Here is a 24,955-nt window from a genome sequence, read left to right as displayed (position 1 = left end):
GACTTAAGCGATTGAACTCTATACACTTTATCAGAGGCTATGACAAAGTCATAATCTGCGGACTATATAGGAAGTGGTGTAGACTGAAACAAGATTCAGCCAGTCATAGGTAATGTTCAACTTTTTATAGCAATGAAGACTATAAACCGTCCAATAGTTATGACGGGTTGAGAATCTTGAAAATATCCTCAATCAGGTTCTGTGCATCAGGAAGAATACCGATCAACTGCTCTCCGCTCAGACCTATCTGCTCCCATGCCTTAGGCTCAATAAAACCGAGAACCGATGAAACTCCGAGATCATAACCAAGAGCGCGGGCGATAAAGTCTGCAATATGAACCACTCCGGCATCCGGATCATTTGTGGCTTTCTCCGGGTTATGGTGCCCCGCTGCAGCCACAACCAGAGACCGGGGAAAGTTCCAGTCCTTGATGATTACTCCGCCAAGAATGGCATGATCAAATCCAAGCAATTCATTCTCAGCAGAATACAGACTTTTCCCTTTATTTCTAGCTTGATCAAGAATCTCGCTGGCAAGACTGGCACTGCTCTCGAAGATAACATAAAGCCCGATATCATGAAGCATTCCCCCAACAAAAAAATGCTCTGGATCACCTATTTTTGCTGCACGGGCAATCTCCTGAGCAAGAACCCCGCAGGCTATGGCATGCTTCCAGAATTTCTCCACATGAAGAAGTGATGTCTTCTTTGAGCGCTTGAAAAGGCTGAGCGAAACAGTGCCCAGTGCCAGAGACCCCGCCTGCTTGAATCCGAGCAGGGCAACAGCGCGTGATGGAGTATCCACTTCAGTACGAAAGCTGTACATAGCACTGTTTGCCAGCCGGAGAATAGCGGCAACAAGCTTGGGGTCCTTGCTAATGACATTAGCCAGGTCATCCGCAGAACTTTCGGGGTCGTTGACCACCCTTTGAATTTCAATAAGAACCTGCGGAAGTGAAGGCAGCACAACTTTTGACTTGAGAAAGTCACGCGGACCCTCAGGCATTTCACCATCCCATGGCTCGATGTCCGCAGGTCTGGGCTTGGGCTGGAACTCATCCGGTTCCAGAACCATTTTCTTATATATCCTTTTAAAGGATTCCTTTTTCAGCTCCCGAATCAAAAGGGAATCTTTGGATTCACTGAAAAGGCGCTTGGTATAATTTATGGCAGCATTTTTTATCTGCGGATTGAGCGAACTTGTAGATTCAGCTTCCTTCATTTCCATGACCTTTATATTTAAAGTATTAATTATTATACCGATTTTCCAGATTCACTTATTTCAGATCATTTAATAAATAGAAAAAAGACGATTCATTCGGCCTTGAAAATTGGCATTGCTAATACCTGCACATAAAGTCGCAAGAGATGGTTAACATCCGAAAAAAACCATGACCAAATCAAGTCAAAGGCTGACTCGAAAAAGTGATGAACTCAAGATCTAGCACACTCTTTGAAACCAGATAGAAAGAAAACATCAAAGAAATGAAACAGGAATAGCAATATCCATAACCATAAAAAGTAAACCCAAGCTGAATGCTCAGCCATGTCAGCCCGGCGTTACTGAACAGAAAAACCAGAGTAACAGCCAGAACTTCCTTGCGCAGATCAAAGTAGAACAAGATGATCACAGCAACGGAAAGTAATACCTGCAACAAAGCACCGACAAGCGCAATTTGAAGCAACGGCTTTTGAAGCGGAGAAAGGCCGACCAAGCTGATAAACTCCGGAGCCATGAAAAGACAGAGCAACGTAAGAGTCCCCTGCACAATAAGGATTTCCCTGAGACTTTCCCTGAGCATCAAAACCATACCCTGCTTTTCCTTCAGAATACTGGAAAGCTCTTTCTTGGACACTATTTTCGCAAAATAGTCATGGTAATGCTCATAAAATCTGGTTTCCACCTTGACCAGAAAAATGGCCAGCGAAGGAACTATAGTCAGATATGCGAAAAAGATCGGTCCCTCATAAAGATCATGTGTACGCAGATATGGGACTATCAACCTTGAATCCGGAGCTACCCAGAAAATCATCTTATCTATCCAGATTGCAAGGTTGAACAGCATTCCGATCAATGCCAGCTCCCAATACTTAAAAAAATACCCCAGCATTGAAGAATCCCATACTCTGGCAGGAGGAAACTCCGCAAGAAGCCTTGCAAGAAGCCAGAAAAAGATCAAAGCCTGCCCCAGTGTATATCCAAGTAGATAACCTTCAAGGCCCATAATCGGGTAGAAAAAATATGCACCACCAACGCTAACAGTTGTACCCACTGCGAAAGCCTGCACGATCGAACGAAAATCTTTTACAGCCGAAAGGAAAATCATGGCCAGCCAGATCATGGCCACAATCAGGAAAAGAACCAGCGCGATCATCTTGTAAGTTAAAGTCAGTTCAAAAAAACATAACGCTCCGCCCCCGATAACCATCCCGGCAGCCAACGCGATAAGGGCACTCGTGAAAAAGGCTGTAAGAGTTACTTTTTCATCATCAAGATAAAAGCGGTCGGCAAGATATCGAGTGACTACAAGCTGGATAAAACCCACGTAAACAAGAGTAAAAGCGTAAACATATACAATCGTTGTTCTAAAAACATCCTGCTCGAAACGGGAAAATCCCGAATATGAATAGAGCCCAAGCACAGCAAGACAAAGCACACTCATCAGCCATGGGCCGGAAGAAACCATTGCCGCATACAGATAAGCGGACATCTCGGCAAGATAGCTGTCCTTACGCAGCATTCTCCTTAGTTCAAATCCAATTCCGGCCATAAATTACTCCAGATTATCCATTGCGGCGTAATCTTTATAAATTTCGAGATACCTCTTATTGAGGTCGGACTCTTTATAAAATGTTTTCACCCTTTCAACCCCGGCTTTGGACATACGCTGTCGCAGAATTGGACTTGTAAGTATCTTGACTATTGCTGCCCCGGTATCTGAAGGGTCCGCAACCTTAGTTACAATGCCTGACGGACCGAGAGCCTGATCGGCAATAGTACGCCCTTCAAGCAATTCCCGGCATGATCCCACATCAGAAGCTATAGCAGGGAGACCGGCACAGTTGGCTTCCATTATAACCAGAGGCTGGGCTTCACTGATGCTTGTCAACACAATAACATCAAGTATAGGAAGATAATCGGTAACCTCAACTTTTCCCGTGAACTCGACCACATTTTCCAGGTGCAGCAATTTGACGAGGTTTACACATTCTTCGTAATACTCCTCGTCTTCCTCTGTAGGTCCCATGATGTAAGCTTTAAGCTTATCAATTTTTGTTGAGGCTACCTTGATTGCACGCAGAAAGGTTTTAACATCCTTGATGGGAACAACTCTCCCTACAAAACCGACTGCAAACTCAGTCTGCCCGGCATAATCATGATCAGCGGGCCTCAAGCCAAGAAAGTTTTTCAGACTTATTCCGTTGGGAATGATCGTAATCTTGTCCGGGTCTGCACCCTCCTGGATTTCAAGCTGTCTGTTACCTTCGTAAAGAGTGAATATCTCTGAACAATAATCATAGCACAGTTTACCAAGCTGTTCAAACATGCGAATCCAGAAAGTCTGGAAAGCACCAAGTTTGCTCTCTACCCTGAACCGCTTATCTTCTTTTCTGTAGACCCACTCAGCCTGTGAAATTTCAATCTTGCGTTCCTTAACGTAAATCCCATGCTCGGTGAGCAGCAGAGGGCGCCCTGTAGTTACACGGGCAACCACGCCTAGAAGACCTGCATAACCTGTGGAAATTGTGTGGTAAACCCTAGCCTTGGGAAGTTCAATGGGGAGCATTTTGAAAATCGGCAGATGGGTAAAGCGGAAAGTCCAGAAATAATCAATGAATGATTCCTTACTGGTTTCCGGCTTGTATCGCTCTACCATTAAATCCCATGCCTGCCTGCCGTGAAAAAGCTCAGAAAGAGGAAACTTGCCCTTCCTGAAAAGTTCCACAATCTCCTTCAACTGCTTCGTGTCCAGTTTATTCATACTGCCGTGAATATTCCGCAGCTTATCCATATCGTTGGCAGAGATACGCTTGAAGAGACTCCTCTTCACCTCTATGGGATCGTGCAGATAGACTATTTTGGGATCTACAAAATTATCAGGCAGTTCGTAGCGGTATTCTGCCTTTTCCTTGGAGGAAGCCAGAATACAGACCGCGGTGAATTTCAGTTCGGGCATGCCCTTGATCAGGTTGTGTATCCAGGTTGAAACACCGCCGGACACGAAAGGGTATGTTCCTTCAAGGAGCAGACAGACATCGTATTCTTTTTCGGAGTTCTTCTTGTCACTCATATCAAAACTCCTTCAGAATCGAAATCATCATAAGTTTCTTTAGCTTCCTCGACCTGATCAAAAAATTCTCTCCAAAAATTATAGGTATTCAATTTGAATGGATCTGATGTGGGTGGTACAGGACGTCCCCGCATTTCACTCACCTGCTGGAACAAGGCAAGATAATTACCAAGCTCGAAAAAGACCCTGCATATTCCCAGCCTTGATTCAAGCTCCTGATCCGGAAACAATGCGGTCTGCTGGTAAATATCCAATGCTTTGGGATACTCTCCCTTCTCACAATATGCCTCAGCAAGACGCATCTGAAAATCAAGATTCTCAGGGTCCATCTTAACCGCAATCTCCCAGTTTTCACACGCCTGTGCCTGTGACTGCTCCTGCATATTCTTTTCCGGGAGGCCGCTTCGGGCATAGTTGCGGCAAATCAGGGCCAATTCAGCATAGGACTGGGCACTGCCGTAGCGGTCCACACGGAACCGTGCTTTATCAAGTGACTCGGCATAGTCCTCTTCAAGCCGGGTCAACGCGGTATGGGCATAGAAACGGACCTCGGCATTTTCATCGGAAATGGACTTACGCAAAAGTCTCACGGCCTCAGCTGAACCGATTCTTCTGAGAAGGTTTACAGCTCCCCTTTTCATGCCGATATCATCCCCTGCAAGAATATCCGCAATGGGATGGACATCCACTTCATCGTATAGAAATTCGGTTACATCGGTAGGTAATTCGACATCAGTACCGACACCTTCATATGCTTTTTCCTTGTATTCCTCCGCAAGGCCATGGCTCACCATAAACACTCGAGAAACAATAAGAGTCATGGATATTCCTATTAAACCGATCAAAGGCATGAAAACCGTAAACAATGCTGCTATCCGCGGATAATAAAAAGCTATCCCTGGCAAGGCCCTAGGCTTGGGAGAAGTGAAAATGATAAACGACAGACCAGACATGATATGAGCGCCTAAAGCCTCATAAATAAAATAAGGCTCGTCTGCGCGATGCACATAAAGCCAGAAGGCCACCGCAGCAAAAGCGTAGGCGGAAATAAAGGCCACGGCCAGTTTAAGCCGTGCAATCCTGATAACTTTATTCCGCAAAAAGTACACTTACCACATCCTCCTGCGCGGACTTGACCATTTCCATGGGATCTTCCATCCCGATGTAATACCCGGCAACACCGGCCCTGAATTCGACCAGATTCTGGTCTGTCTCAAATGCCATAACACTAAGAGCCTTGAATGATTTCAGCAGGTTATTAACTACCACCCGGGCTCCCGCCGGCGGGGTCGTGGGCAGAATAAGGTAAAAAGCTCCGGGCTTGTCGCTTATGAAAAGAATATCAATTTCACGGATCTGATTCTTGAGGATCATGCTGAATGCCATAAGCACTTCTTCACGGCCTTCATCCGAAGCATCGGAAAGCCCGGGAAACTCCAGCAGAATCAGGGAAAGATCTAGTTCATAACGTCTTGCGCGGACAAATTCTTCCCTTAGACGTCTTTTGAAATACTCGTATGTATATGCATCAATCAGTTCATCCGCGATAAGCTTTTCCTTGGTTTCAGCAAATACAGTAGCATTTTCGACACTGCTGCCACACCAGTCGGCAACCAGCCCGGCAACCCGCACCGAATCACTGGTAAACTTAAGAAAAGGCATTTTTTCCACATTGAGAATACCAACTACATGCCGCTGATTATCCGCAAGTATGGGGGCTGAAATAAGAACACCTCCGGGCATTTTTTCAAAATCGGCAACGTCCCGGATAGAAACAGCTTTTTTTCTCGCAGCAGCAAGACTCATGAGGTCATCACCGACGGGAACAACTTCGGGCAGAAAACCTTTACCGTGCCTTAAGGCCGTATCCAGCCTGAACTCATTTCCCTCAAGAAGGTAAATAGAACATTCCTCCACTTCCATAAAATCGCGCAGAATCTCAAGTACGGCAGGGTAAATGCTGTCAATACTCAGAGAACGCAAGCCCTGAGCCGCTTCATAAAGGGTTCCGAGCGTGCTTTCCTGTGAAAGTATCTTGGTATCAACTTCCTGCTTAGCTTCACTCAATATATCGAACTTAACCTTGATCTTATCAAAAGCATCTTTGAAAGCATCACGAGCCTCGCAGACATCTTCAAATTCCCTTATCTGCAACTGCCGGTTCTCCCCCAGCACAACGCCGACCAGAAAAAACAGCAGCGGCTTTCCCCACATGTCAAGAGTCCTGAAATCGGCAAAGGAAATATCAGGGATAGCCAGACTTTTAAAAACAAGGACCAGTAGCGCCGCCATACTACCCGCAAAGGCCCCTCCAGCGAATCCATACCGTGTTGCCGTAAGAAGAACCACCAGCCAGTATGGATGGGGGGAAACATTTACAAACCCGGGATCACTGCGCCAGAAAATAAGATTGACCGCAGTAATTCCTATCAGCCCCAAGAGTACTTCAAAATACTTTGACAGCTTGAATTTACTTACTTTGGATTGAACTTTAAACATTCAAGCCTGCCCGGTTGTTCTTTTGCACCATCAAAGCAATGCTCGGTATTTCAATTCCGCTAGAATACAAAACTGATCCCTCCCCTGATAAGCTGGGTCTCACCGCCCCCGGCAAGACCTGAATCACTGCTGTACTCGTATCCGGTATTGAATTCGAATCTTCCCAGTCTGATAATCAGGGAAGGTCCGCCAAAATAACTCAGACGGGTTTTAAACTCGTCTGCCCGGACGCCACCGCTGCCTTCAATAAAAATAACATCACAAAGGGATTTACTGAAACTCGCGCTGAGGGTGTGTATTGCCTCATTACGCACTATATCTATAGGAGTGAAATTGTCGTTATCATATTTAAATTTGGAGCGGTAAAAAGAATACGAAACAAAAAGATCAGGATCAGCAAGGATTCTTCTGGTAAGAATCACATTGAAAACTCCCCGGTGACCGTAAAGACGGTCTGAATCAATCATGTACTGACGCAACTGGGTGTTTATAAAAAGCCCCCATGTATCATCATAAAAACCGTCATAGGTCAGGGAAAACTGATTGTAGCGCCCTTCATAGTTCGCCGCCGTAGGTTCATCCAGCCAGGGGTTGTTGTAATCAATCATGGCGGAAAGCATTCCCGGTTCATGTACCATCCAATCGAAACCCAGAGCTCCTGAAACTCCCGAACCGCTGCCGTCATATGCTCCGGCGCCGAATACACCGGTAAAGGTCCGGCTCAAATCCCTTTTGAAAAGAAAAGCCATCTGGTTGATATTCTTATCAATCTTCTCAATTCCATCACCCTCGGGGCGGTAGATATTTGTATTGGAATAATAAACCTCTCCTCGGGTCAGACTGCTCAACTGCATGGCAAAACTGCCGCCCAGAGTAGTTGTTATGGTTTCATTGGGCTGGAGATAAACACTGGGAGTAAAAGTTAGACGGGGCCTGCGCTGCCGCAGCAGTCCTGAAAGAGCCCGGCGGGCATCAACATTGTCAGGCTCCTTGTCAATCAACTCCGAAAAACTGGTGATCGCGCCGAGCCAGTCCCCGCCCTGCTGCCTGCTGTAAGCCTTGGCGGAAATAGAATCGGTGTCACCGGGCCTGAGCCGGAGCAGATATCCAAGAGTAGCCTGCTGCTGCTCATAGTTGCCTGTAAGCAACCTCAGGCGCGCATCCTGTCGCAGAGCCCGGGGTGAGGCAGGGTCATCCTGCAACCACGCCCTTAAAAGCCGTTCAGCTTTACCAACATCCTGATTATCCAGCAGAACACCGATGTATTCTTCACGGAGCTCCAGATCATCCGGATAAATTTTGAGCAGCTTTTCATAAAGCCTTATACCGTCATTCACATAACCCCGCCGGATCATTATCCGGGCAAGTATTACATTGCGCTGCCGTTTGGATACAGCACGCAGCACGTCACGCTGGTCAAGTTCATAGAAAAATTCTTCCGAAGCCCCTTCAAGACTTCCGTACCTGCTTCCGAATTCCTGATTAACATCCTCACCGGCTTCTTCTTGAACAGCCTGTGCAGCCTCGGAGCCACCATTTTTCTTAAATACAACCGATCCCTCCGGAAGAGGGGTATTTCGGCTTTCAGCCCTTCTCTTATCAAGAAGCTCAACAGGCATGCTTCGCACAAGATAATCAAGCCCTGTTTTCTTTTTGAAAATCCGTCCCGCAATCCGGGCCTGACTTTTTGAAGGATAACTGCCTATCTGCACCACTCTCCACAACTTTCCATTTGAATCATACAAGCGGACAAGATCAGGCTTCATACCTTCTTTTTGAAGATAATCCATGAAATCCCATGCGTTATCCACCTGTTCAAATGAACTGATTCTTACAGTCCAAATTATTTCCCTACCATCATTCAGAACAGGCTGATTCTCCCTCGCCAGAACAGGCACGGCTCCGGGATCCAGAAACACGGTGGCTAAAGCCAGGATAAAGAAGGTCAGTATTAACTTTTTCACATTTCTACCTGTTCATCAGCTTTATATTATTCTTGAGGATATCCTGTCCGCCCTTCCGACGAATAGCTCTTTCCGCAAGCCTGAACTGTCTAACCGCATCTGCTTCACGACCCATCAGACGATATATTTCACCCAGTTGATATCTTCCCTCGGCATCATCAGGCACAAGCCTGAGATAGTGCCTTAATCTGGCTACAGCTCTTTTATACTGCTCCCTTTCTCCGAAAATAATCCCAAGTCCCTTAAGAGCTGTATGATTATCCCTGTTTAGCTTGAGAGTTTTTTCAAAAAGACTATACGCTTCGTCATCAAAATTATTGAACAAAGCCTCCGCTCCAAGTCTGGCCAGAAAGACCTCGTCATCAGCGTACTCTTTTCCAAGTCTTTTATAAACTGCGGAGGCTTCAGTTCCCCGCCCGGCCTGCTGCAAAGCTGAAGCGAGCAGGAATCCTTCAAACCGGGGAAGTTTATCAAGCCTTGCATAAGGCTCCAGAATATCCAGAGCAGGCTTCGGCCTGCGTTCGTCTATAAAAGCACGGGCCAGTTCTATCCTCTGTTCTTCGGGCAACTGCCCCGCTTCCCAAAGTTCCTCGAAAAGAGCTATCCTCTCACTCTCCATGCCCCCGAAGCCGTATGTTCTTGCCAGATCAAGTTTCAACTTATAATCACCGGGACGCAGAGCGATCGCACGCTTATAATAAGCCACTGACTTGTCATAATCACCCGCATCAGAAAAACTTTGAGCAGCCTGCAGAGCGAGTTCAATATTCCGAGGGTCTTCATCCGACATTTCACCGTAAAAAAGTGCAGCCTCTGCCGGACGGTTCGTCCAGCCCGCAAGTCTTGCAAGCTCTTTGCGCACCTGCTTTTTCTTGTAATTCAAGGCATAAAGTCGATCATATATCCGGTACGCCTCTTCACTCAGCCCGGCATCATCCGCCAATTGTGCCCACTTGAGAAGAGTATCCATATTCTTCTCACCCCGGCCGGCAAATTCCGCGATAAGCCTGGATGCCTTTACACTGTCCCCGGAGGCAGCCCATACCGCAGCCGCCAGCAAGGCAACTTCTTCATCGTAAGGCCTTAGCTTGATGGCTGTTTCTGCTGCATCACGAAATGTTTTTTTGTCTCTTGTAAATGAGGCGACCTGTATCAGGGTCATTACATAATCCCGGTCTCCCCCAGTAATTAGAGCCGCCTTGCGGTAATAAGGATAAGCATCCGCAGGTGAATTAAGCCAGAGCATGATTTCGCCGGACTGGGCAATAACCGTCACATTATCCGGAGCAAGTTCAGATGCATACCGGGCCGCACTCCTCGCTGTCTTCAAATCTTTGGTATCAGAAGCCGCCAAAAGCATATTGATGATATCTTCTTCAAGCTTATCGCGACCGGCCACTTTCCTGTAAAGAGTGTATGACTTCTGAAACTCGCCCGCTTCACGCCAGGCAAGGGCAGATTTACGCATGAGTGAAATATTCTCAGGATCAAATTCCAAAGCCAGTTTAACAGCTTCCGCCGCGAGCTCTTTGTCTTTACTGACTGCTGCCGCATCAAGCATTCTCTCGAAATCAACAATCCGGGCATCAGGTCCCTGCACAAGGTTCTTCAAAACCGGATATGCCTCCATGGGACGTTCAAGGGCAAGCAGGACATCTGCTTTGGTCCTTAGATACTCGGAATCAGAGATATCAACATCAGAAGTGTCGGAAATAACCTCGGCCATCAGTTGCTTATCAGAACTGAAAAGAGCGGCCCTCAACATATCGTGCGCATACTTAAGCCAACTGTCGAGTTTTTCAGCCAGCCTGCGGAAAAGCTCAACCGCCTTGGAATGCTTTCCGGTCTGCATATAAACCTGACCGAGCTGTTCCTGATGGTCTGTGTTTTCCGGTTCAAGCTGAACAAGCTTCTCAAGAGCCACTTCCGCAACTTCAAGCCTTCCGGCAGCCCTTGCGAGATTGGCTGTCTCCCTTATCAGTTCAACATTATCCGGCTCGATCTTTTTCAAAGGATCAAGAATCGCCAAAGCCTTTTCATATTGCCTGAACCAGCCTAGAACCACGGCAAAACGCAATCGGCTTTCAATCGTGCCACCTCTGGCCTGGTCCATGCGCAAGGCATATTCATAACCTTCCTGGATGTGATCCATCCCTACATAATATTCAAGAACATAAGTGATGTATTCCATTACATTCACTTTGTCTTCATCACTTAAAGCCACGCGAAACTGTTCGCCCACAACAAAGATCTGGCGGATCAGATAATCAAGAACCTGATCGCCATTTTTCTTGTCACGTTCCAACGAAAGTTTTTCCACTTCAAAGTTCAGTTCTTTAATAAAAAAATCAGCAAACAACCGACTGGACTGTAACCTGTTCAATCTTACAATCGCATCAACTTCATGCTCAAGGCGGTCATAATAGCGGTAGTACATGACCAGTTGTTCCAGAGGCTTCAGGTTCTCAGGTTCAAGAGCGGCCAGTTGTTCCCACACCTGAATCGCTTCCCGGGGCATGACATTCCACTCGTAAACCCTAACGAGCTTTTCCAGTGCTGTTTTGTCGTTCGGTTTCTGCTCCAGAACCTTCTTCAGGCTGGCAATTGATTTATCCGGCTGCCCCCGGACAAGGAAAACATCTGAAGAAAGTGTCAGCAACCCAAGGTCATCCGGATTTTCCGCAAGTAACTGATCCAGAAGGTCAGAAGCCTTGGCCAGCTCTCCGCCTTCAAGATACAGCTTCACCATATCCCTCGGAAAGGGATATATAACCACGGTGCTCCCGATTATGATGAGTACGAAAAGCAGTACCCGCCAGATTTTTATATTCAAATCCTGACAATCTCCACTGGACCGGATGTTATGTTTCCGATTTCCAGAACGCCATTCCCATCACTTTCAAGTTCAACAGAGGAAGCATTTTTGCGGACAACCCTATACCCGGCATTCGGTACAAGCCCCCCCAGAGAGAGCCTGCCCGTGCTGAAACAGTCAAAGACAAACCGAGCTCCCACTTCGGTTCGCTGAAAATCAATTACCCAGCCGGAACCATTGCGAACGTATAGAAAATTACGGTTGATCTGTTTATCTGTTGCAAGCACAAGCTCGGCCCTTTCCTCTCCCGGCCTGAGATGAACAAAAACACCTTCAGGCCGGACATCATAACCCAGAACATTACTGCATCTTCGCAGATCAGGAATTCTATCCTTGCCGTCCAGCCGCAGACTCAGACAATTTCCGTAATTGGAAACAGTGAAACGTTCGGCGTTGATCTTTTCCACCCTGCCTGTCAGATATCCCCTGACCATCTTGATATATGCCGATGCATAAATCTTTGCACAGTCCTGTGAAAGAACCCATTCATAGACATCTTCGAGAGCCTTGAGGGAAGCGAATTTCTCCCCACTGTAAAAATGGTAATAGATATCAATGGGCATGATCCGTCTGGGAGATCCGGTCCGCTCCATTGTCTCAATAATGTTGCGGAAACCGAAAAAAGGTCCGGTCCATAGATTGGTGAGTATATTCTCATTGGCCTGTCCGGTATAAATCTGGCTGTATTTTCCAAGTTCACGATAAAGCGGGGAGACACCGAAATAAGAATCACGACGCGCATCCATAACCGAATCACCACCATTCAAATTCAGGATGCCCGCCTTATCTGCAATGGCAACCTGTTCCTGTGTGGGATCACACATCCCGGACCAGAACAGCACTTTGCAAGGTTTTTCCGGTGGAGCAAGGTCTTCGCTTATGTAATCGCACGAGCCCACTATTTCGTAATGGGCATCAAACTCATACCCCGGTTTCTCGTACTGGCCGACAACAAAATCCTCCGCATACTCTTTGGATTCACGGAGCTTGGCATTCCATGCATAAGGATGGGTATATGAATGAGAAGAAGTCTCTATATTCTCCATCTCGAAAAGTTCACGGGCCAGCTCAACATTATCGAGACTGCCGCGTACATCAGGATTAATCTCCCCAGCGATGACCGAGGCGGAATTAGGGAAATCGTAGCGGGCGAAAATACGCTCCATGACAATCTCACCGCAATTCTTGTTCTTGTCGATCTCAGTATATCCGGCGAAGCCGTCTCCATCGATATGAGCAAAGGCCACCCGCAAGCCGTTTAAAGTGGTAGGAGTCAAAGAAGGAACGCCCTCAACTCCGAGCGACTGCCGGAGAAATTCAAAGGGATTGATATACCATTGCTTGAGGTAGTTAACAGGATCCTGCCAGCGTATGAATCCGGTCATTGCCAAACCGCCACCGGGCCCTGTTGCTACTACAGCACCTGTGGAGTCTGTAATTCCCTTGCGCTCTACTCCGACCCATGTATTCACAGCTTCATTTTCAGGTACAATATGAGCATAGGCCGGTGGGAAAATCGGAAGCTTTCTTTCGAAATTCATCCATTTCTTATCAACTTCAGCATAATTAAGCTTCATGCGGTCATTGGTTGCATTGCCCAGCCACGAGAAACCAAGTCCTGAATAGACTCGCTTGATGAGTTCCTCGCTTACCTGCTGACCGTCCCTGTTGCGATATGCACCAAGTGAGCCGGTTATAACAACCTTCTTCCCGCTGTCCTGCTGCTTTACCAACCAGCTTAAATAACGTTCCGGTTCGGCCATGCTGTCTTCTGAAAAAACTGTAATAACAGCACCGAACCTGTCCATATCGGGACCCTCCGGATAGGAGAAGCCGTTTATATCATGGATCTCATACAGGAAACCCAAATAATTCAAGGGCATGGCAAATCCTTCCACGAAATGATTTTCACGAACGGTCTGCCCGGTACTGCTGTCAAAAAGTACAAGCACTTTACGCTTTACTTCTGTTGCGGATGCATCAAAAGGCATGATTCCGAACAGAAAAGCAATAATCAAAAGCAGCTTACAAACAATCTGCATGAATGAAGACTTCGTTAAGCTCCGGTGTGCTGACATATGGGATAAATCCTTGTTTTCTGGAAAATTCGCACGCTTTGCTGATGGCTTCTGCCTCGTCTGGAGAAGCATAATCAAGGCTAAGGACCTTCAAACCGGAATTGGCTTTCATAGCCTGCCCCGTCTTTGCAAGAAGGTACTCCCGGTCCTGTTCTGAAACTTTACTGGACTGTTTATCTCCTAGTTTCATAGAACTGCTAAGGCCTTCTATGAGAAAAAAGTCCAGAAATGGAGCGGTACGGCCGATTATCTCAAAGCCACGATTCTGACAAAGCAGAAGCTTAGGATATTTGCTGCGGATAGCCTTGACCAGCTCTACACAACTACGCTCTGTACCTTTGAAACGATCAGGATCGCGCCTCTGCATATCAATGGGAGAATCCAGAGTATCAAAGAAGAGGCCGTCATACCCGCGCTCCAATGCCCTCGGAATTATGCGTTCCAAGAGCATCTCGCGCCAAAGAGGATCACGGATATCCACAACCCATGAATTCCAGTTCTCATTGAAACGGGTCAAGAGCCCCTGACTGCGGGCTTCATCAAGATAGGAACTGTCTCCGGCAATCTCCCCGAGACTGACATAGACCAGAACTTTCCTGCCCTGCTTGCGCAATAAATCCGGGTCCTGCCCCGACTCGGCCAGAACGCACAGATCGAAATTAAGCAGCTCGGAAGTTTTATCAGCACTACCGTAGTAACAAGCCCAGGATGCCACACGCCCGGCAGCCTGCCCAATTTCTATCCTGTACCCGAAAAGACTGAAACCGATCACGGCCAGAAAGGTGATTACTGTGCAGGCACGTCGGACATGGTCATGACCATTTCTTCCAACGTTTCCTGAGCAACGCTGTTCAGTGATTCCGTGCATCCGAAAAAGCAGCCTCCGCTTTTGGAAGATGAAGAAGCCCAGAGTACCTTACCCGAAGCGACATCAATCATCTTGAGATTGATACCTACGGTCGGGCTCTGGTTGACGCCCCGCTTATACTGATATTCGGAGACAGATCCGTAAATAACAGTATCAACACCGAGCTTATGCCCGATATTCTGCGCGACAACATCTTCCATCACAAACTCAAGGTCATCGCCTTCGCCTTTGACCCGCTTGAGCATATCAGTGGATTCCATCAGCTGAAACTTTGTGGATGAATACAGTTCGGTAGAAAGAAGATCGCTCACCATCCGTCCCGCATTGGGAGTAGTGGTAAGGTTTACTAGAGGCAGGACAGCCACATGCCTGGCGTCACTGGCAATGCCTTGCGGCTGCACGTAATCTTTCATGTAAGTTCCGGAACAACCGGCAAGCAGCATTATAGAAAACAAAACGGTGAAAAGATTTTTTTTCACAGAACCCTCCTTAAATTTATAAATAATTTTTTTGCTTATTAAGGCAAAAAACATCTTTATTACTCCACCCGAATAGACAACTTCAGTGGTAAACCTTTACAAAGTGTTTTTCAATTAGAGACTCGCCTGCAAGGATTAACAGTCAGACATGCCTTCATTCTTAGCTTATTCTCAGGACTGTTCATTGCTTTTTCAAAATTATCCATTATTTTTAAATAACTTACTTTAATTTTTCAAGATGACATGTTATTTTCCAATACAAGCCAACATTAACAGGAAAAATCAGTCAATGAAACTAAAATTTATATTAATTTCAATCATTTTGCTTTTTGTCTCGGCTTGCAGCACCACAGCATCCGATAACAAATCACAGCCCTCTGCAGAAATTTCCCGACAAAAGGAGATAAGAATGACTCCCGAACATCCTGAAATCAATAGTTGGGCATACGTTTTACAGCACCCTTCAGTAGCAAGACTCGCGGAATCACCTTACGATCTGATCGTTACCGACTATTCAAAGGACGGGTCCGACCGCAAGCGGTTCACTGCTGATGAAGTGGCGGTAATGCATCGCTTCAACAAAACGATTTTATGCTATTTTTCGATAGGCGAAGCCGAGGAATACAGATTCTACTGGCAAAAAGCATGGATGGATAATCCGCCCCGCTTCATGGGACCGGAAAATCCTGACTGGGCTAAAAACCACAAGGTCAAATACTGGAGGGAAGACTGGTGGGAACTGGCTCTAAAGCCTTACCTTGACCGGATTCTGGAAGCCGGTTTTGACGGAGTGTATCTCGATATTGTTGATGCGTACTGGTTCTGGCATGAACAGGGAATGGAAGAGCAGACTACAGCGGACGATATGGTAAAACTGATTGCCCGCATTGCAGACTATTGCAGGAAAAGGGCGGGCCAAAATTTCATAATCTGCCCCCAGAACGGTTTGGGGGTTCTCGAATCCTGCTCACCGGAATATAAAAAAGTCTACTTCAAAACCGTGGATATGGTGGGACTGGAAAGTCTCCTTTACAATATATACAGCGTAGATGACCGCAATTACAGACTGAAACTGGCAAAACAACTTGCCGATGCGGGTAAAACAATCATGGCCGTAGAATACATTGATGAAAAAAAATATGCAGATTATCTGAAGCAGGTAAGTAAACTCGATTTCAAGCTTGTTCCCTACGCTTCAACACCGGATGCGGCTCTGGATGTCCTCACTGATTTTCATGCTTACAGATAGCAAGCCATCAATCGGTCAGATTAAATAAGGTCTGACAGAAAAAACAAGGCCATAGAGACTTAACATCTATGGCCTTATTTCATTGCATAATATCAGTGACTGCAGAGATACTAGCCCCCACAGAATATTCATAAAAATCAAACAATTGTTAATGGAAGTTTTGTCCAACAAGCCCGCTATATTTAAACTACGCACTTTGTTCTCAAGGATTAAAAACAAACACCCCACCAGAATGAAGCGCATTCAAAGCTATTGCAACCCCGGCAACCATAACAAGACCGGCACTTACAACCGGCATATTCTCTATCCATTTTCGGGAACCCGAAAACTTCTCGGTCAGCTTTGAGGCCCGCACGGTCAGAATACCGATTATTATCAGCACTGCTGCAAGTCCGAAGCTGAAGGAAAAGATAAGCAGCAACCCGAATACAATCCTGCCGAAAGCAACCGAAGCCAGCAAGACAACCAGCGCTGTAGGACAAGGAACCATGCCCCCGGCAATACCGAGGCTGAGCATGGACCACCACGAAACCTCTCCGTTTTGATCATCATGGCTATGGTGATGGTGATGGGAATGATCATGATGATGGTGGTGATGTACCGCCCTTCTCGCCAACATCACATATCCAACCACGAAGACCAAAGCACCGGAAAAAGCACCAAGCCACGGATAAAGATCGCCCGGTAGAAAATAACGTGAAAGCAGCAATGCGGCAATACCAAGCACAATCACGCTTGCTACATGAGTAATCGTTACGATTGTTCCAAGGGTGAAGGCATCACGGATACGACCGCTTCGACCTATAAGGTAAGCGGCGACCATGGCTTTGCCGTGACCGGGACTCAATGCGTGGCCCATACCTAGTACAAAGGCCAGTCCAAGCGCAAAAAGCATCGTTCCAGTTCCAAGATTTTCGCGGGACAGGTAGTCCTTAAGGGCGGCCTGACTGGAATCTTCCTGCGGCTCAGGTTTTAATGAATCTCCAGAGGGAATACTCTCCCCCTGCATAGGCCCATCCTGCTCATCAACCGGTTTGATGAAAAACTGGTAATTCAGCTCCCTTGAATCCGGTGAGGTACGGGAAATAACAAATCTTGGATCAGCCTGTATCATCCATTTCAACCATTTGAGCTCCCCTGCCCGGAAGTTGTTGTCAGAAAATCTAAGATAGTGCTTAGATAACTCTTCTCCTGACAGCTCAATGGAATAAACGAGATTAGAACGCAACCCGTTGTTATATCCCCCTGGAGCAGGAGAAACAGAATCATAGTAAAGATCAGGTATAACGGGTTTATCATCTAAATATATTTCAAGATTCGGGAGTAGAATTTCATGAATAGCCCTCGCGAGCTTGGACTCCTCAACACCGGAGACTTTTCCATCATGATTAAGATCAGGAACAAGCGTGGCTGTGATGGAAGGACCTATGGAAGTATTATAAACAATGAGCAACCGCCCACCCTCGTTCATAATTGTCGTCTCCTGCACCACTTCCCCCAAAGGGTGTGAAAAAGCAGATACGCACGGCAGACTGCAGAATAAAACCAAGAACGTTAGTATATATTTAAACACTTAGTTTACTGTCCTTTTTAAGGTAAATTAAGATGGGCTATATATTCACAGACTCCCCCGATTATGCCAAGGATAAATAACGTTTTTCAACCGATTTACTATTTCGAGTTGACACCCGCAAAACTGACAGTTATACGACAAAAACTGACCAACGGTCACTTTTTGACCAATGGTCACAAAACAGACCTGAGACAAAAGCAAATGGCCAGAAAACAACAGGAAAAATCACAGCAGACCAAACGCGAACTTATGGAAGCCGCTAGCGAACTCTTTGGAGAAAAAGGGTTCATGGAAACAACAGTGGCTGAAATTACCAAACGTGCCGGGTACTCTAAAGGCAGTTTTTACCGCCACTGGGTAAGCAAGGATAAGCTTTTCCTGGAAATTGTTCAGGACAAAATGGCCACTTACCGCCGTTCAAGGGATGAAAGCCTGAGTAAAGCCGAATCTCTTGAAGAGGTGATGTATATTATCTGGGATTTTCTCGGAAGCATCATGCTGGACAAAAACTGGGCAAAAGTCTTTCTGGAATTCACGGTTCACGCTTCGAGGACTCCCGAATTGAGAGATGACCTTAGCTTAAGCCAGTACCGTCTTTCAGAAAATGTCTTTGCAGAGCTTGTCCGGGGCTTTGTAGAGACGGACTATCCACCGGAAAAAATCGGGGCCATCAATACAATTCTTTTTGAAGGATTCATGGTTCAGAGTGCCCTTGAAACAGGAATTGTAAGCTTTACTGATGTCAGAGAAGCCGCCGTTTCTCTGGCTCTTTCTAAAGGACTGAAAAAAGCCCTATAATCAGGCAATATTTCATAAACCGGAGGCAATATGAAAAAGTTATTACTTACCGTCATGGCCGCGAGTATCTGCATGTTTGCGATGCCGCTCAGCGCTGGTGCTGGATCAGTCAATCTTATGTACTCCAACTTCTTCCCACCGACACACATTCAATCCAAACTAGCTAAAGAATGGTCAGAAGAAGTAACCAAGCGCACTGATGGGCGTGTTAATATTTCTTATTTTCCTGGCGGCACGCTTACCAAAGCCAAGCAGTGTTACGATGGCGTAGTCGAGGGACTTTCAGATATTGGTATGTCCGCACTTGCATACTCACGCGGTCGTTTCCCTACAATGGCTGCCGTTGACCTGCCTCTGGGCTACAAATCAGGTGTTGCCGCAACTGCAGTAGCCAACGCAGTTTACGAAAAATTTCAGCCCGAAGAGCTGCAGGATGTCAAAGTGATGTTTTTCCACGCCCACGGTCCCGGACTTCTTTTCACTGCTGAAAAACCAGTGAAAAAGCTTGAAGACATTCAGGGCATGAAATTGCGTGGAACCGGAAACTCGGCTCAGCTTCTCAAAGCACTCGGTGCTGCGCCTGTCGCCATGTCCATGCCCGATACCTATCAGGCCATCAGAAAAGGCGTGGTTAACGGTGGAGTCTACCCCATGGAAACCAACAAAGGCTGGAAAATGGGTGAAGTTGTCGACTACTGTACCCTGAACTACCCTGTTGGCTATACCACTACTTTCTTTGTCGTCATGAACAAGAACAAATGGGACAAAATCTCCGAGCAGGACCAGAAAGCGATCATGGAACTCAACAGAGAATTTTCCGAGAAGCACGGTCAGGCATGGGATGAAAGTGATAAAGAAGGAAGGGAATTCCTGACCGAAAAAGGCGGCCAGTTCATTGAACTATCCGAAGCTGAAGGAAAACGCTGGAAAGAAAAAGCGGAACCAATGATGGAAGAATACATCTCCAACGCCAACAGCAAAAAACTGAACGGCAAAGAGATTCTGGACTTCACCGTTGAAACTTTGAACAAGGTTCAGTAATATTATTTGTTATAATCATTATTCCCCCGCCCTGTATGTTTGCACGGCGGGGGAAGTTTATTTAAAAACAATATTCAATAAAGAATACGGAGTAGCCGGTGGGTGGTTCTAAGATTTCCAACTTTACAGACAAATTAGAGAATCTGCTGAAAAACATCGCAGCTGTCTGTCTTATCAGTATGGCCCTTTTGACCGGGGCTGACATTATTTCCCGAGGAGTGCTTGGCTCACCCATTTTCGGGGTTGAAGAAATAGTATCAATTCTGGCTGTGCTTACTACAGGGCTCGCTCTTGGTTACACACATTCTCAGAAAAGCAATATCGGGGTCGAATTTCTATACAGCAAACTTGGCAACCGTTCACGAAGATGTCTTAAAATCTGCACAAACGCAATCAGCGCAGCGCTTTTCGGTACAGTGTCCTGGCGTTTGTTTCTCTATGGCTGCACCATGCGGGAATCCGGCGAGGTATCAATGACCCTTGAGCTTCCAACCTACATGGTTATATACGCACTGGCCTTCGGTTTCGGATGTTTCACCCTCACAATTATAAAAGAGCTGATTGTGCTCCTTAACAAAGGGGAATAAAATGGAACCGAGCACTATTGGAATAATAGGTGTTTTCGTCATGCTGGCCCTTTTTCTGACCCGCATGCCGGTAGCTTATGTAATGACTCTGGTCGGCGTGGGCGGATTCGCCATGCTTACATCCATGAAAGGTGGGCTGAACCTGCTGTCTCGCAGTTTCTATGACACCTTTTCTTCTTACAGCCTTTCTACAATTCCACTTTTCATTTTAATGGGCCAGTTGGCGTTTAACAGTGGAATAAGCCGTAAACTTTACTCCACAGCTTATCATTTTCTGGGACATATTCAGGGTGGACTTGCAATGGCAACTGTCGCTGCCTGCACTGCTTTCGGGTCAGTCTGCGGATCAAGTCCTGCTACTGCCGCCACAATGGCAACAGTGGGAATCCCTGAAATGAAACGCTACGGATATTCCAATACTCTGGCAGCCGGATCTGTGGCTTCCGGAGGCGGACTGGGAATGATAATGCCGCCGAGTGTGGTTCTCATTGTATACGGAGTACTCACCGAGCAGTCCATCGGAGCTTTATTCATGGCAGGCATCATTCCCTCTATTGTCCTCACGATACTTTTCATCGCTGCAATCGGAATAATGTGCTCCCGAGATCCTGAGCTAGGTCCAAAAGGGGAAAACTTTCCACTTGCTGCAAAAATGAGATCACTACTAGGACTTATGGATACTATTGCAGTATTCGGGCTGGTCATCGGCGGAATGTTTTTCGGTTTTTTCACTCCAAACGAATCCGCCGCGGTAGGTGTTCTCGGCATTCTGGCTCTTGGAATTATCAAACGACAGTTAAGCTGGCAGGCATTCATCAACTCACTTTACGAAACACTGCGGACCTCATGCATGGTGCTTTTCCTTGTAGCAGGAGCTGTAGTTTTTGGTAAATTCCTTGCAGTAACCCGCATCCCTTTCAATGTCGCTGCCTGGACTGCTTCATTCGATCTGCACCCGCTTATCATTATGTCCATGATCCTTTTCATCTATTTTATAGGTGGGTGTTTTATGGACGCTTTAGCCCTCATCATGCTGACTATTCCAGTTTTTTATCCAGTAGTGACCACACTTGGGTTCGACCCTATCTGGTTTGGTGTCATCATTGTACTTGTAACCCAAATAGGAGTAATAACACCTCCGGTGGGGATCAACGTTTATGTCGTCTATGGCATGGCTCAGAAAATAGCACCGGATATTACTCTTGAAGATATCTTTAAAGGAACCATGCCTTTTCTATTGGCAATCATCATTGGAATTATTCTTTTTGCCATCTTTCCGCAGCTTATTTTATTCTTGCCGGAAGCAATGTATTAGAAAAGTATAAACAAAAAAGCCGCAGCACAATCGTGCAGCGGCTTAATTTTTATTACAAATTATAAATTAGCATCCCATACTACATTCGATACTGGAAGCACCTTTCCCTTTAGCCTGCCTCAACATCTTTTCCGCCCCTGAAATCATTGTTTCAAGATTATCTTCCAATTGAGTATGGACACCAATACTTACAGTAACATCAATTGAATGCTCACCTATAACAATAGGTTCGCTAGAAATATTTTCAACCAACTCTTTAAAAACAGATTCAACAAATTGTAATTTCATATCTGCACATAAAACACAAAAAACATCACCACCGTAGCGACTTACAACATCACCTTTACGAAAGCGTTTACGCAGTAAGGATGCAATATGACTGATGATCTCGTCTCCTACGATCTGCCCATATCTATCGTTTAGAGCCTTGATATTGTCTATATCAATCATTACTGCAACGAGTGTAGACTCTGAGCGTTTCTGTTGTGCAAATAGTTTTTCGCCATACTTGAAAAGAGCACTACGAGTATAAATTCCTGTTAAAGAATCGTTATCGGATATGTTTTTAATAGTTTTAATATATTCGGCAGTATCAACAGTATTAGTAACTCTACAATAAAATTCTTCAGGTACAAAAGGTTTGCTGATGTAGTCATTAGCTCCGCTTTTAAGAAAATCGGCAGAGGTACTCGCCCCTCCTGCACTGGAAAAACCGATTACAGGAAGAACTGCTTTTGAATATTCCTTCCGTATCTCTTTTACCAATGTTGGACCTTCCATCACAGGCATATAGTAATCAACAATAAGAAGATGAATCTCAGTACTATTTATTATTTCCAAAGCTTCCTTGCCATTGGCTGCCTCTAAAACTTGAAAATTAAAAACCTCCAACAATTCACGACACAGAGAACGGCTTGTACTGGAATCGTCAACTACGAGAACAGTCTTGAATATATTTTTGCGCAATCTATCCACTAAGCTCACAACATGCTCAATATCATCAAAATTAACCTTTGGAACGTAATCAACAATACGCTTAGCCCACATTGAATCTCGCAAGTCGTCACTAATCTCACCCGTAAATACAACAGAAGGTATATCTTCAGATACGACTAAGTCAACAATTTCACCATTTGGAGCATCAGGAAGTACAATATCAAGCAAGGCCGCAAAGAAATCCTCACTATTTCCTTTAAGGAGATCTCTGGTACTAGAATAGTCACGACAAAGCACAACTTCTACATCCAGCTTAGCCAAAATGCTTCTTTTTAAAATTCCTGCAAATGTTATGCTGTCTTCAACGATTAATAATTTTGTCGGCCTGCCCTTATCTGCAACGATCATATCTTCAGACATATCCACTTCCCGAAAGTTTTAATCTTTGACTATTTCTTTTACCTAGTAGTGGTCCTTGTAAAATAATTGATATTCATAAAAGAATACCAAATATATGTCAGCTTAACTAGTTTAATAAAATACATCTGAGCATATTATACTTTTTTAAACTTCATGGATCATAAAAGTCAATTATCATTAATCCGCAAAAATTATAATTCCGCGCAAAAAAAGACCCAGTCCAATATACCAATTATAACAAAATATTTAATACATATTATCAATTAGATACATATAAAATTGATTTCTCAGATTTTAGACTGCAACAACGCATAATTTCCTAAATCCAATGAAAGGTAGAGAGTTCCAGTCAAAACCAGATATAAATTACAAAAAATAATCAGTCATAATTACACAATTATCTTTGACCAAATTAAAAATATTTGATCATTCGGGCTTGCCCCCCTTTCTTTGGTGTAGACCCCAATCCCCCTCCGCTCAAATTTCCTGCATTAAACGCAAGAAAGCCCCCTTGTTCACAAGGGGGCTTTGAAATAAAAGCTTGCGACGACCTACTTTCCCACTGGCTACCCAGCAGTATCATCGGCGATGGAGAGCTTAACTTCCGAGTTCGGAATGGGGTCGGGTGTGGCCTCTCCTCAGTGGTCGCAAGCAAATTTGCCTGCTACGATGAGCAAAATATATTGTTAAAACAGAGAAGATTTTTTCTACAACTCAATTTTGTGTAGTGTGCGTCAGATGTGAATTTTATCAATCTGAAGCCAGATGCGAAGTGTATTCTCAATACATGAGCAGTTGGCTCAGATTTAAAAATTCGCAGATGGCGTGCAATACGCAAAATTAAAGTTATAGGGAAGAGAAGAAAGATAAGTCGCACGATTTATTAGTACCGGTCAGCTGAGTGTGTCGCCACACTTACACCTCCGGCCTATCAACCAGGTGGTCTACCTGGAATCTTCAGATGCGTTAAGCATAGGGAGAACTAATCTCAAGGCAGGCTTCCCGCTTAGATGCTTTCAGCGGTTATCCCTTCCGAACATAGCTACCCTGCAGTGCCGCTGGCGCGACAACAGGAACACCAGAGGTTCGTCCACCCCGGTCCTCTCGTACTAGGGGCAGACCCTTTTCAATTCTCCTACGCCCACGGTAGATAGGGACCAAACTGTCTCACGACGTTTTAAACCCAGCTCGCGTACCACTTTAATCGGCGAACAGCCGAACCCTTGGGACCTGCTTCAGCCCCAGGATGTGATGAGCCGACATCGAGGTGCCAAACCGCGCCGTCGATGTGAACTCTTGGGCGCGATCAGCCTGTTATCCCCGGCGTACCTTTTATCCTATGAGCGATGGCCCTTCCATGCGGGACCACCGGATCACTAAGACCAACTTTCGTTCCTGCTCGACATGTCTGTCTTACAGTCAAGCTCCCTTATGCCTTTGCACTCAACGGCTGGTTTCCAATCAGCCTGAGGGAACCTTTGCAAGCCTCCGTTACTCTTTGGGAGGCGACCGCCCCAGTCAAACTACCCACCAGACACTGTCTCCAAGCCGGATAACGGCGTTGGATTAGAATTCAAGACTATCAAGGGTGGTATTTCAAGGTTGGCTCCACCGACACTAGCGTGCCGACTTCAAAGCCTCCCACCTATCCTACACATGATAGCCCTAAACCCAATGTCAAGCTATAGTAAAGGTGCACAGGGTCTTTCCGTCTTACCGCGGGTAACCGGCATTTTCACCGGTAATTCAATTTCACTGAGTCTCTGGTTGAGACAGTGGGGAGATCGTTACGCCATTCGTGCAGGTCGGAACTTACCCGACAAGGAATTTCGCTACCTTAGGACCGTTATAGTTACGGCCGCCGTTTACTGGGGCTTCAATTCGGAGCTTCGACCGAAGTCTAACACCTCCTTTTAACCTTCCAGCACCGGGCAGGCGTCAGTCCATATACATCGTCTTACGACTTAGCATAGACCTATGT

17 protein-coding genes and 2 rRNA genes (1 of these 19 running past the window's edge) are annotated in these 24,955 nt (G+C 45.8%); 5 read left to right on the top strand and 14 right to left on the bottom strand.

All coding sequences use genetic code 11. The features are described from left to right. Positions 1 to 157 precede the first annotated feature (157 nt). From ACZ5PW_RS11850 to ACZ5PW_RS11805, 10 genes are all read right to left on the bottom strand, one after another. Complete coding sequence (locus ACZ5PW_RS11850) at positions 158 to 1,222, bottom strand: HDOD domain-containing protein (RefSeq protein ID WP_464553736.1); 1,065 nt, start codon at positions 1,220 to 1,222, stop codon at positions 158 to 160. 178 nt (positions 1,223 to 1,400) lie between these two features. Further along, a complete protein-coding gene (pelG, locus tag ACZ5PW_RS11845; RefSeq protein WP_464553733.1) occupies positions 1,401 to 2,771 on the bottom strand; it encodes an exopolysaccharide Pel transporter PelG in 1,371 nt (456 codons plus the stop codon). A 3-nt stretch (positions 2,772 to 2,774) separates the two neighbouring features. Beyond that, on the bottom strand, positions 2,775 to 4,292 hold the full coding sequence (pelF, locus tag ACZ5PW_RS11840; protein WP_464553730.1) for a GT4 family glycosyltransferase PelF: 1,518 nt from the start codon (positions 4,290 to 4,292) through the stop codon (positions 2,775 to 2,777). Next, the gene (locus ACZ5PW_RS11835; RefSeq protein WP_464553727.1) at positions 4,289 to 5,401 is read right to left on the bottom strand and encodes a HEAT repeat domain-containing protein; all 1,113 of its coding nucleotides are present in this window, start codon (positions 5,399 to 5,401) and stop codon (positions 4,289 to 4,291) included. The genes pelF and ACZ5PW_RS11835 overlap by 4 nt, the downstream gene beginning before the upstream one ends. Beyond that, on the bottom strand, positions 5,382 to 6,791 hold the full coding sequence (locus ACZ5PW_RS11830) for a GAF domain-containing protein (RefSeq protein WP_464553724.1): 1,410 nt from the start codon (positions 6,789 to 6,791) through the stop codon (positions 5,382 to 5,384). The genes ACZ5PW_RS11835 and ACZ5PW_RS11830 overlap by 20 nt, the downstream gene beginning before the upstream one ends. A 59-nt stretch (positions 6,792 to 6,850) precedes the next feature. Beyond that, positions 6,851 to 8,755 carry an SPOR domain-containing protein gene (locus tag ACZ5PW_RS11825; protein WP_464553721.1) on the bottom strand — a complete coding sequence of 635 codons (1,905 nt, stop codon included), beginning with the start codon at positions 8,753 to 8,755 and terminating at the stop codon, positions 6,851 to 6,853. A 4-nt stretch (positions 8,756 to 8,759) separates the two neighbouring features. Next, positions 8,760 to 11,588, bottom strand: a complete 2,829-nt coding sequence (locus tag ACZ5PW_RS11820) for a tetratricopeptide repeat protein (RefSeq protein ID WP_464553718.1) — start codon at positions 11,586 to 11,588, stop codon at positions 8,760 to 8,762. Beyond that, the gene (locus ACZ5PW_RS11815; RefSeq protein WP_464553715.1) at positions 11,585 to 13,672 is read right to left on the bottom strand and encodes a polysaccharide deacetylase family protein; all 2,088 of its coding nucleotides are present in this window, start codon (positions 13,670 to 13,672) and stop codon (positions 11,585 to 11,587) included. Before ACZ5PW_RS11815 ends, ACZ5PW_RS11820 begins: the two co-directional genes overlap by 4 nt. Next, positions 13,656 to 14,576, bottom strand: a complete 921-nt coding sequence (locus ACZ5PW_RS11810) for an endo alpha-1,4 polygalactosaminidase (RefSeq protein WP_464553712.1) — start codon at positions 14,574 to 14,576, stop codon at positions 13,656 to 13,658. Before ACZ5PW_RS11810 ends, ACZ5PW_RS11815 begins: the two co-directional genes overlap by 17 nt. Next, positions 14,495 to 15,055 carry a GNA1162 family protein gene (locus tag ACZ5PW_RS11805; protein ID WP_464553709.1) on the bottom strand — a complete coding sequence of 187 codons (561 nt, stop codon included), beginning with the start codon at positions 15,053 to 15,055 and terminating at the stop codon, positions 14,495 to 14,497. The genes ACZ5PW_RS11810 and ACZ5PW_RS11805 overlap by 82 nt, the downstream gene beginning before the upstream one ends. A 238-nt stretch (positions 15,056 to 15,293) precedes the next feature. On the opposite strand from ACZ5PW_RS11805, the gene ACZ5PW_RS11800 reads away from it, so the two are divergent. Then, positions 15,294 to 16,304: an MJ1477/TM1410 family putative glycoside hydrolase gene (locus ACZ5PW_RS11800; RefSeq protein WP_464553707.1), complete on the top strand. Its 1,011-nt coding sequence runs from the start codon at positions 15,294 to 15,296 to the stop codon at positions 16,302 to 16,304. Between the two features lie 202 nt (positions 16,305 to 16,506). On the opposite strand, the gene ACZ5PW_RS11795 is transcribed toward ACZ5PW_RS11800, so the two are convergent. Continuing rightward, positions 16,507 to 17,775 carry a nickel/cobalt transporter gene (locus ACZ5PW_RS11795; RefSeq protein ID WP_464553704.1) on the bottom strand — a complete coding sequence of 423 codons (1,269 nt, stop codon included), beginning with the start codon at positions 17,773 to 17,775 and terminating at the stop codon, positions 16,507 to 16,509. Between the two features lie 303 nt (positions 17,776 to 18,078). On the opposite strand from ACZ5PW_RS11795, the gene ACZ5PW_RS11790 reads away from it, so the two are divergent. The 4 genes from ACZ5PW_RS11790 (at position 18,079) to ACZ5PW_RS11775 (ending at position 21,618) form a co-directional block, all read left to right on the top strand. Then, positions 18,079 to 18,675, top strand: coding sequence for a TetR/AcrR family transcriptional regulator (locus tag ACZ5PW_RS11790; RefSeq protein WP_464553701.1), 597 nt, complete (start codon positions 18,079 to 18,081; stop codon positions 18,673 to 18,675). Positions 18,676 to 18,705: 30 nt separating this feature from the next. Beyond that, positions 18,706 to 19,716 carry a TRAP transporter substrate-binding protein gene (locus tag ACZ5PW_RS11785; RefSeq protein WP_464553698.1) on the top strand — a complete coding sequence of 337 codons (1,011 nt, stop codon included), beginning with the start codon at positions 18,706 to 18,708 and terminating at the stop codon, positions 19,714 to 19,716. A 98-nt stretch (positions 19,717 to 19,814) separates the two neighbouring features. Further along, positions 19,815 to 20,303 (top strand): TRAP transporter small permease, encoded by a 489-nt coding sequence (locus ACZ5PW_RS11780; RefSeq protein WP_464553695.1) that lies wholly within the window; start codon positions 19,815 to 19,817, stop codon positions 20,301 to 20,303. A gap of 1 nt (position 20,304) precedes the next feature. After that, positions 20,305 to 21,618 (top strand): TRAP transporter large permease, encoded by a 1,314-nt coding sequence (locus ACZ5PW_RS11775; protein WP_464553693.1) that lies wholly within the window; start codon positions 20,305 to 20,307, stop codon positions 21,616 to 21,618. A 66-nt stretch (positions 21,619 to 21,684) separates the two neighbouring features. Here ACZ5PW_RS11775 and ACZ5PW_RS11770 read toward each other — a convergent pair whose 3' ends face one another. The 3 genes from ACZ5PW_RS11770 to ACZ5PW_RS11760 all read right to left on the bottom strand — a co-directional run. Further along, complete coding sequence (locus ACZ5PW_RS11770; RefSeq protein WP_464553690.1) at positions 21,685 to 22,974, bottom strand: GGDEF domain-containing response regulator; 1,290 nt, start codon at positions 22,972 to 22,974, stop codon at positions 21,685 to 21,687. 538 nt (positions 22,975 to 23,512) lie between these two features. Next, a 5S ribosomal RNA gene (gene rrf / locus ACZ5PW_RS11765) occupies positions 23,513 to 23,627 on the bottom strand. A gap of 209 nt (positions 23,628 to 23,836) precedes the next feature. Then, positions 23,837 to 24,955 (bottom strand): 23S ribosomal RNA (locus tag ACZ5PW_RS11760); it runs 1,817 nt beyond the window's last position.

The organism is Maridesulfovibrio salinus (genome assembly GCF_055394525.1).
Note: the sequence above shows the minus strand (reverse complement) of the source record. Positions and strands in the feature narration are given on the sequence as shown.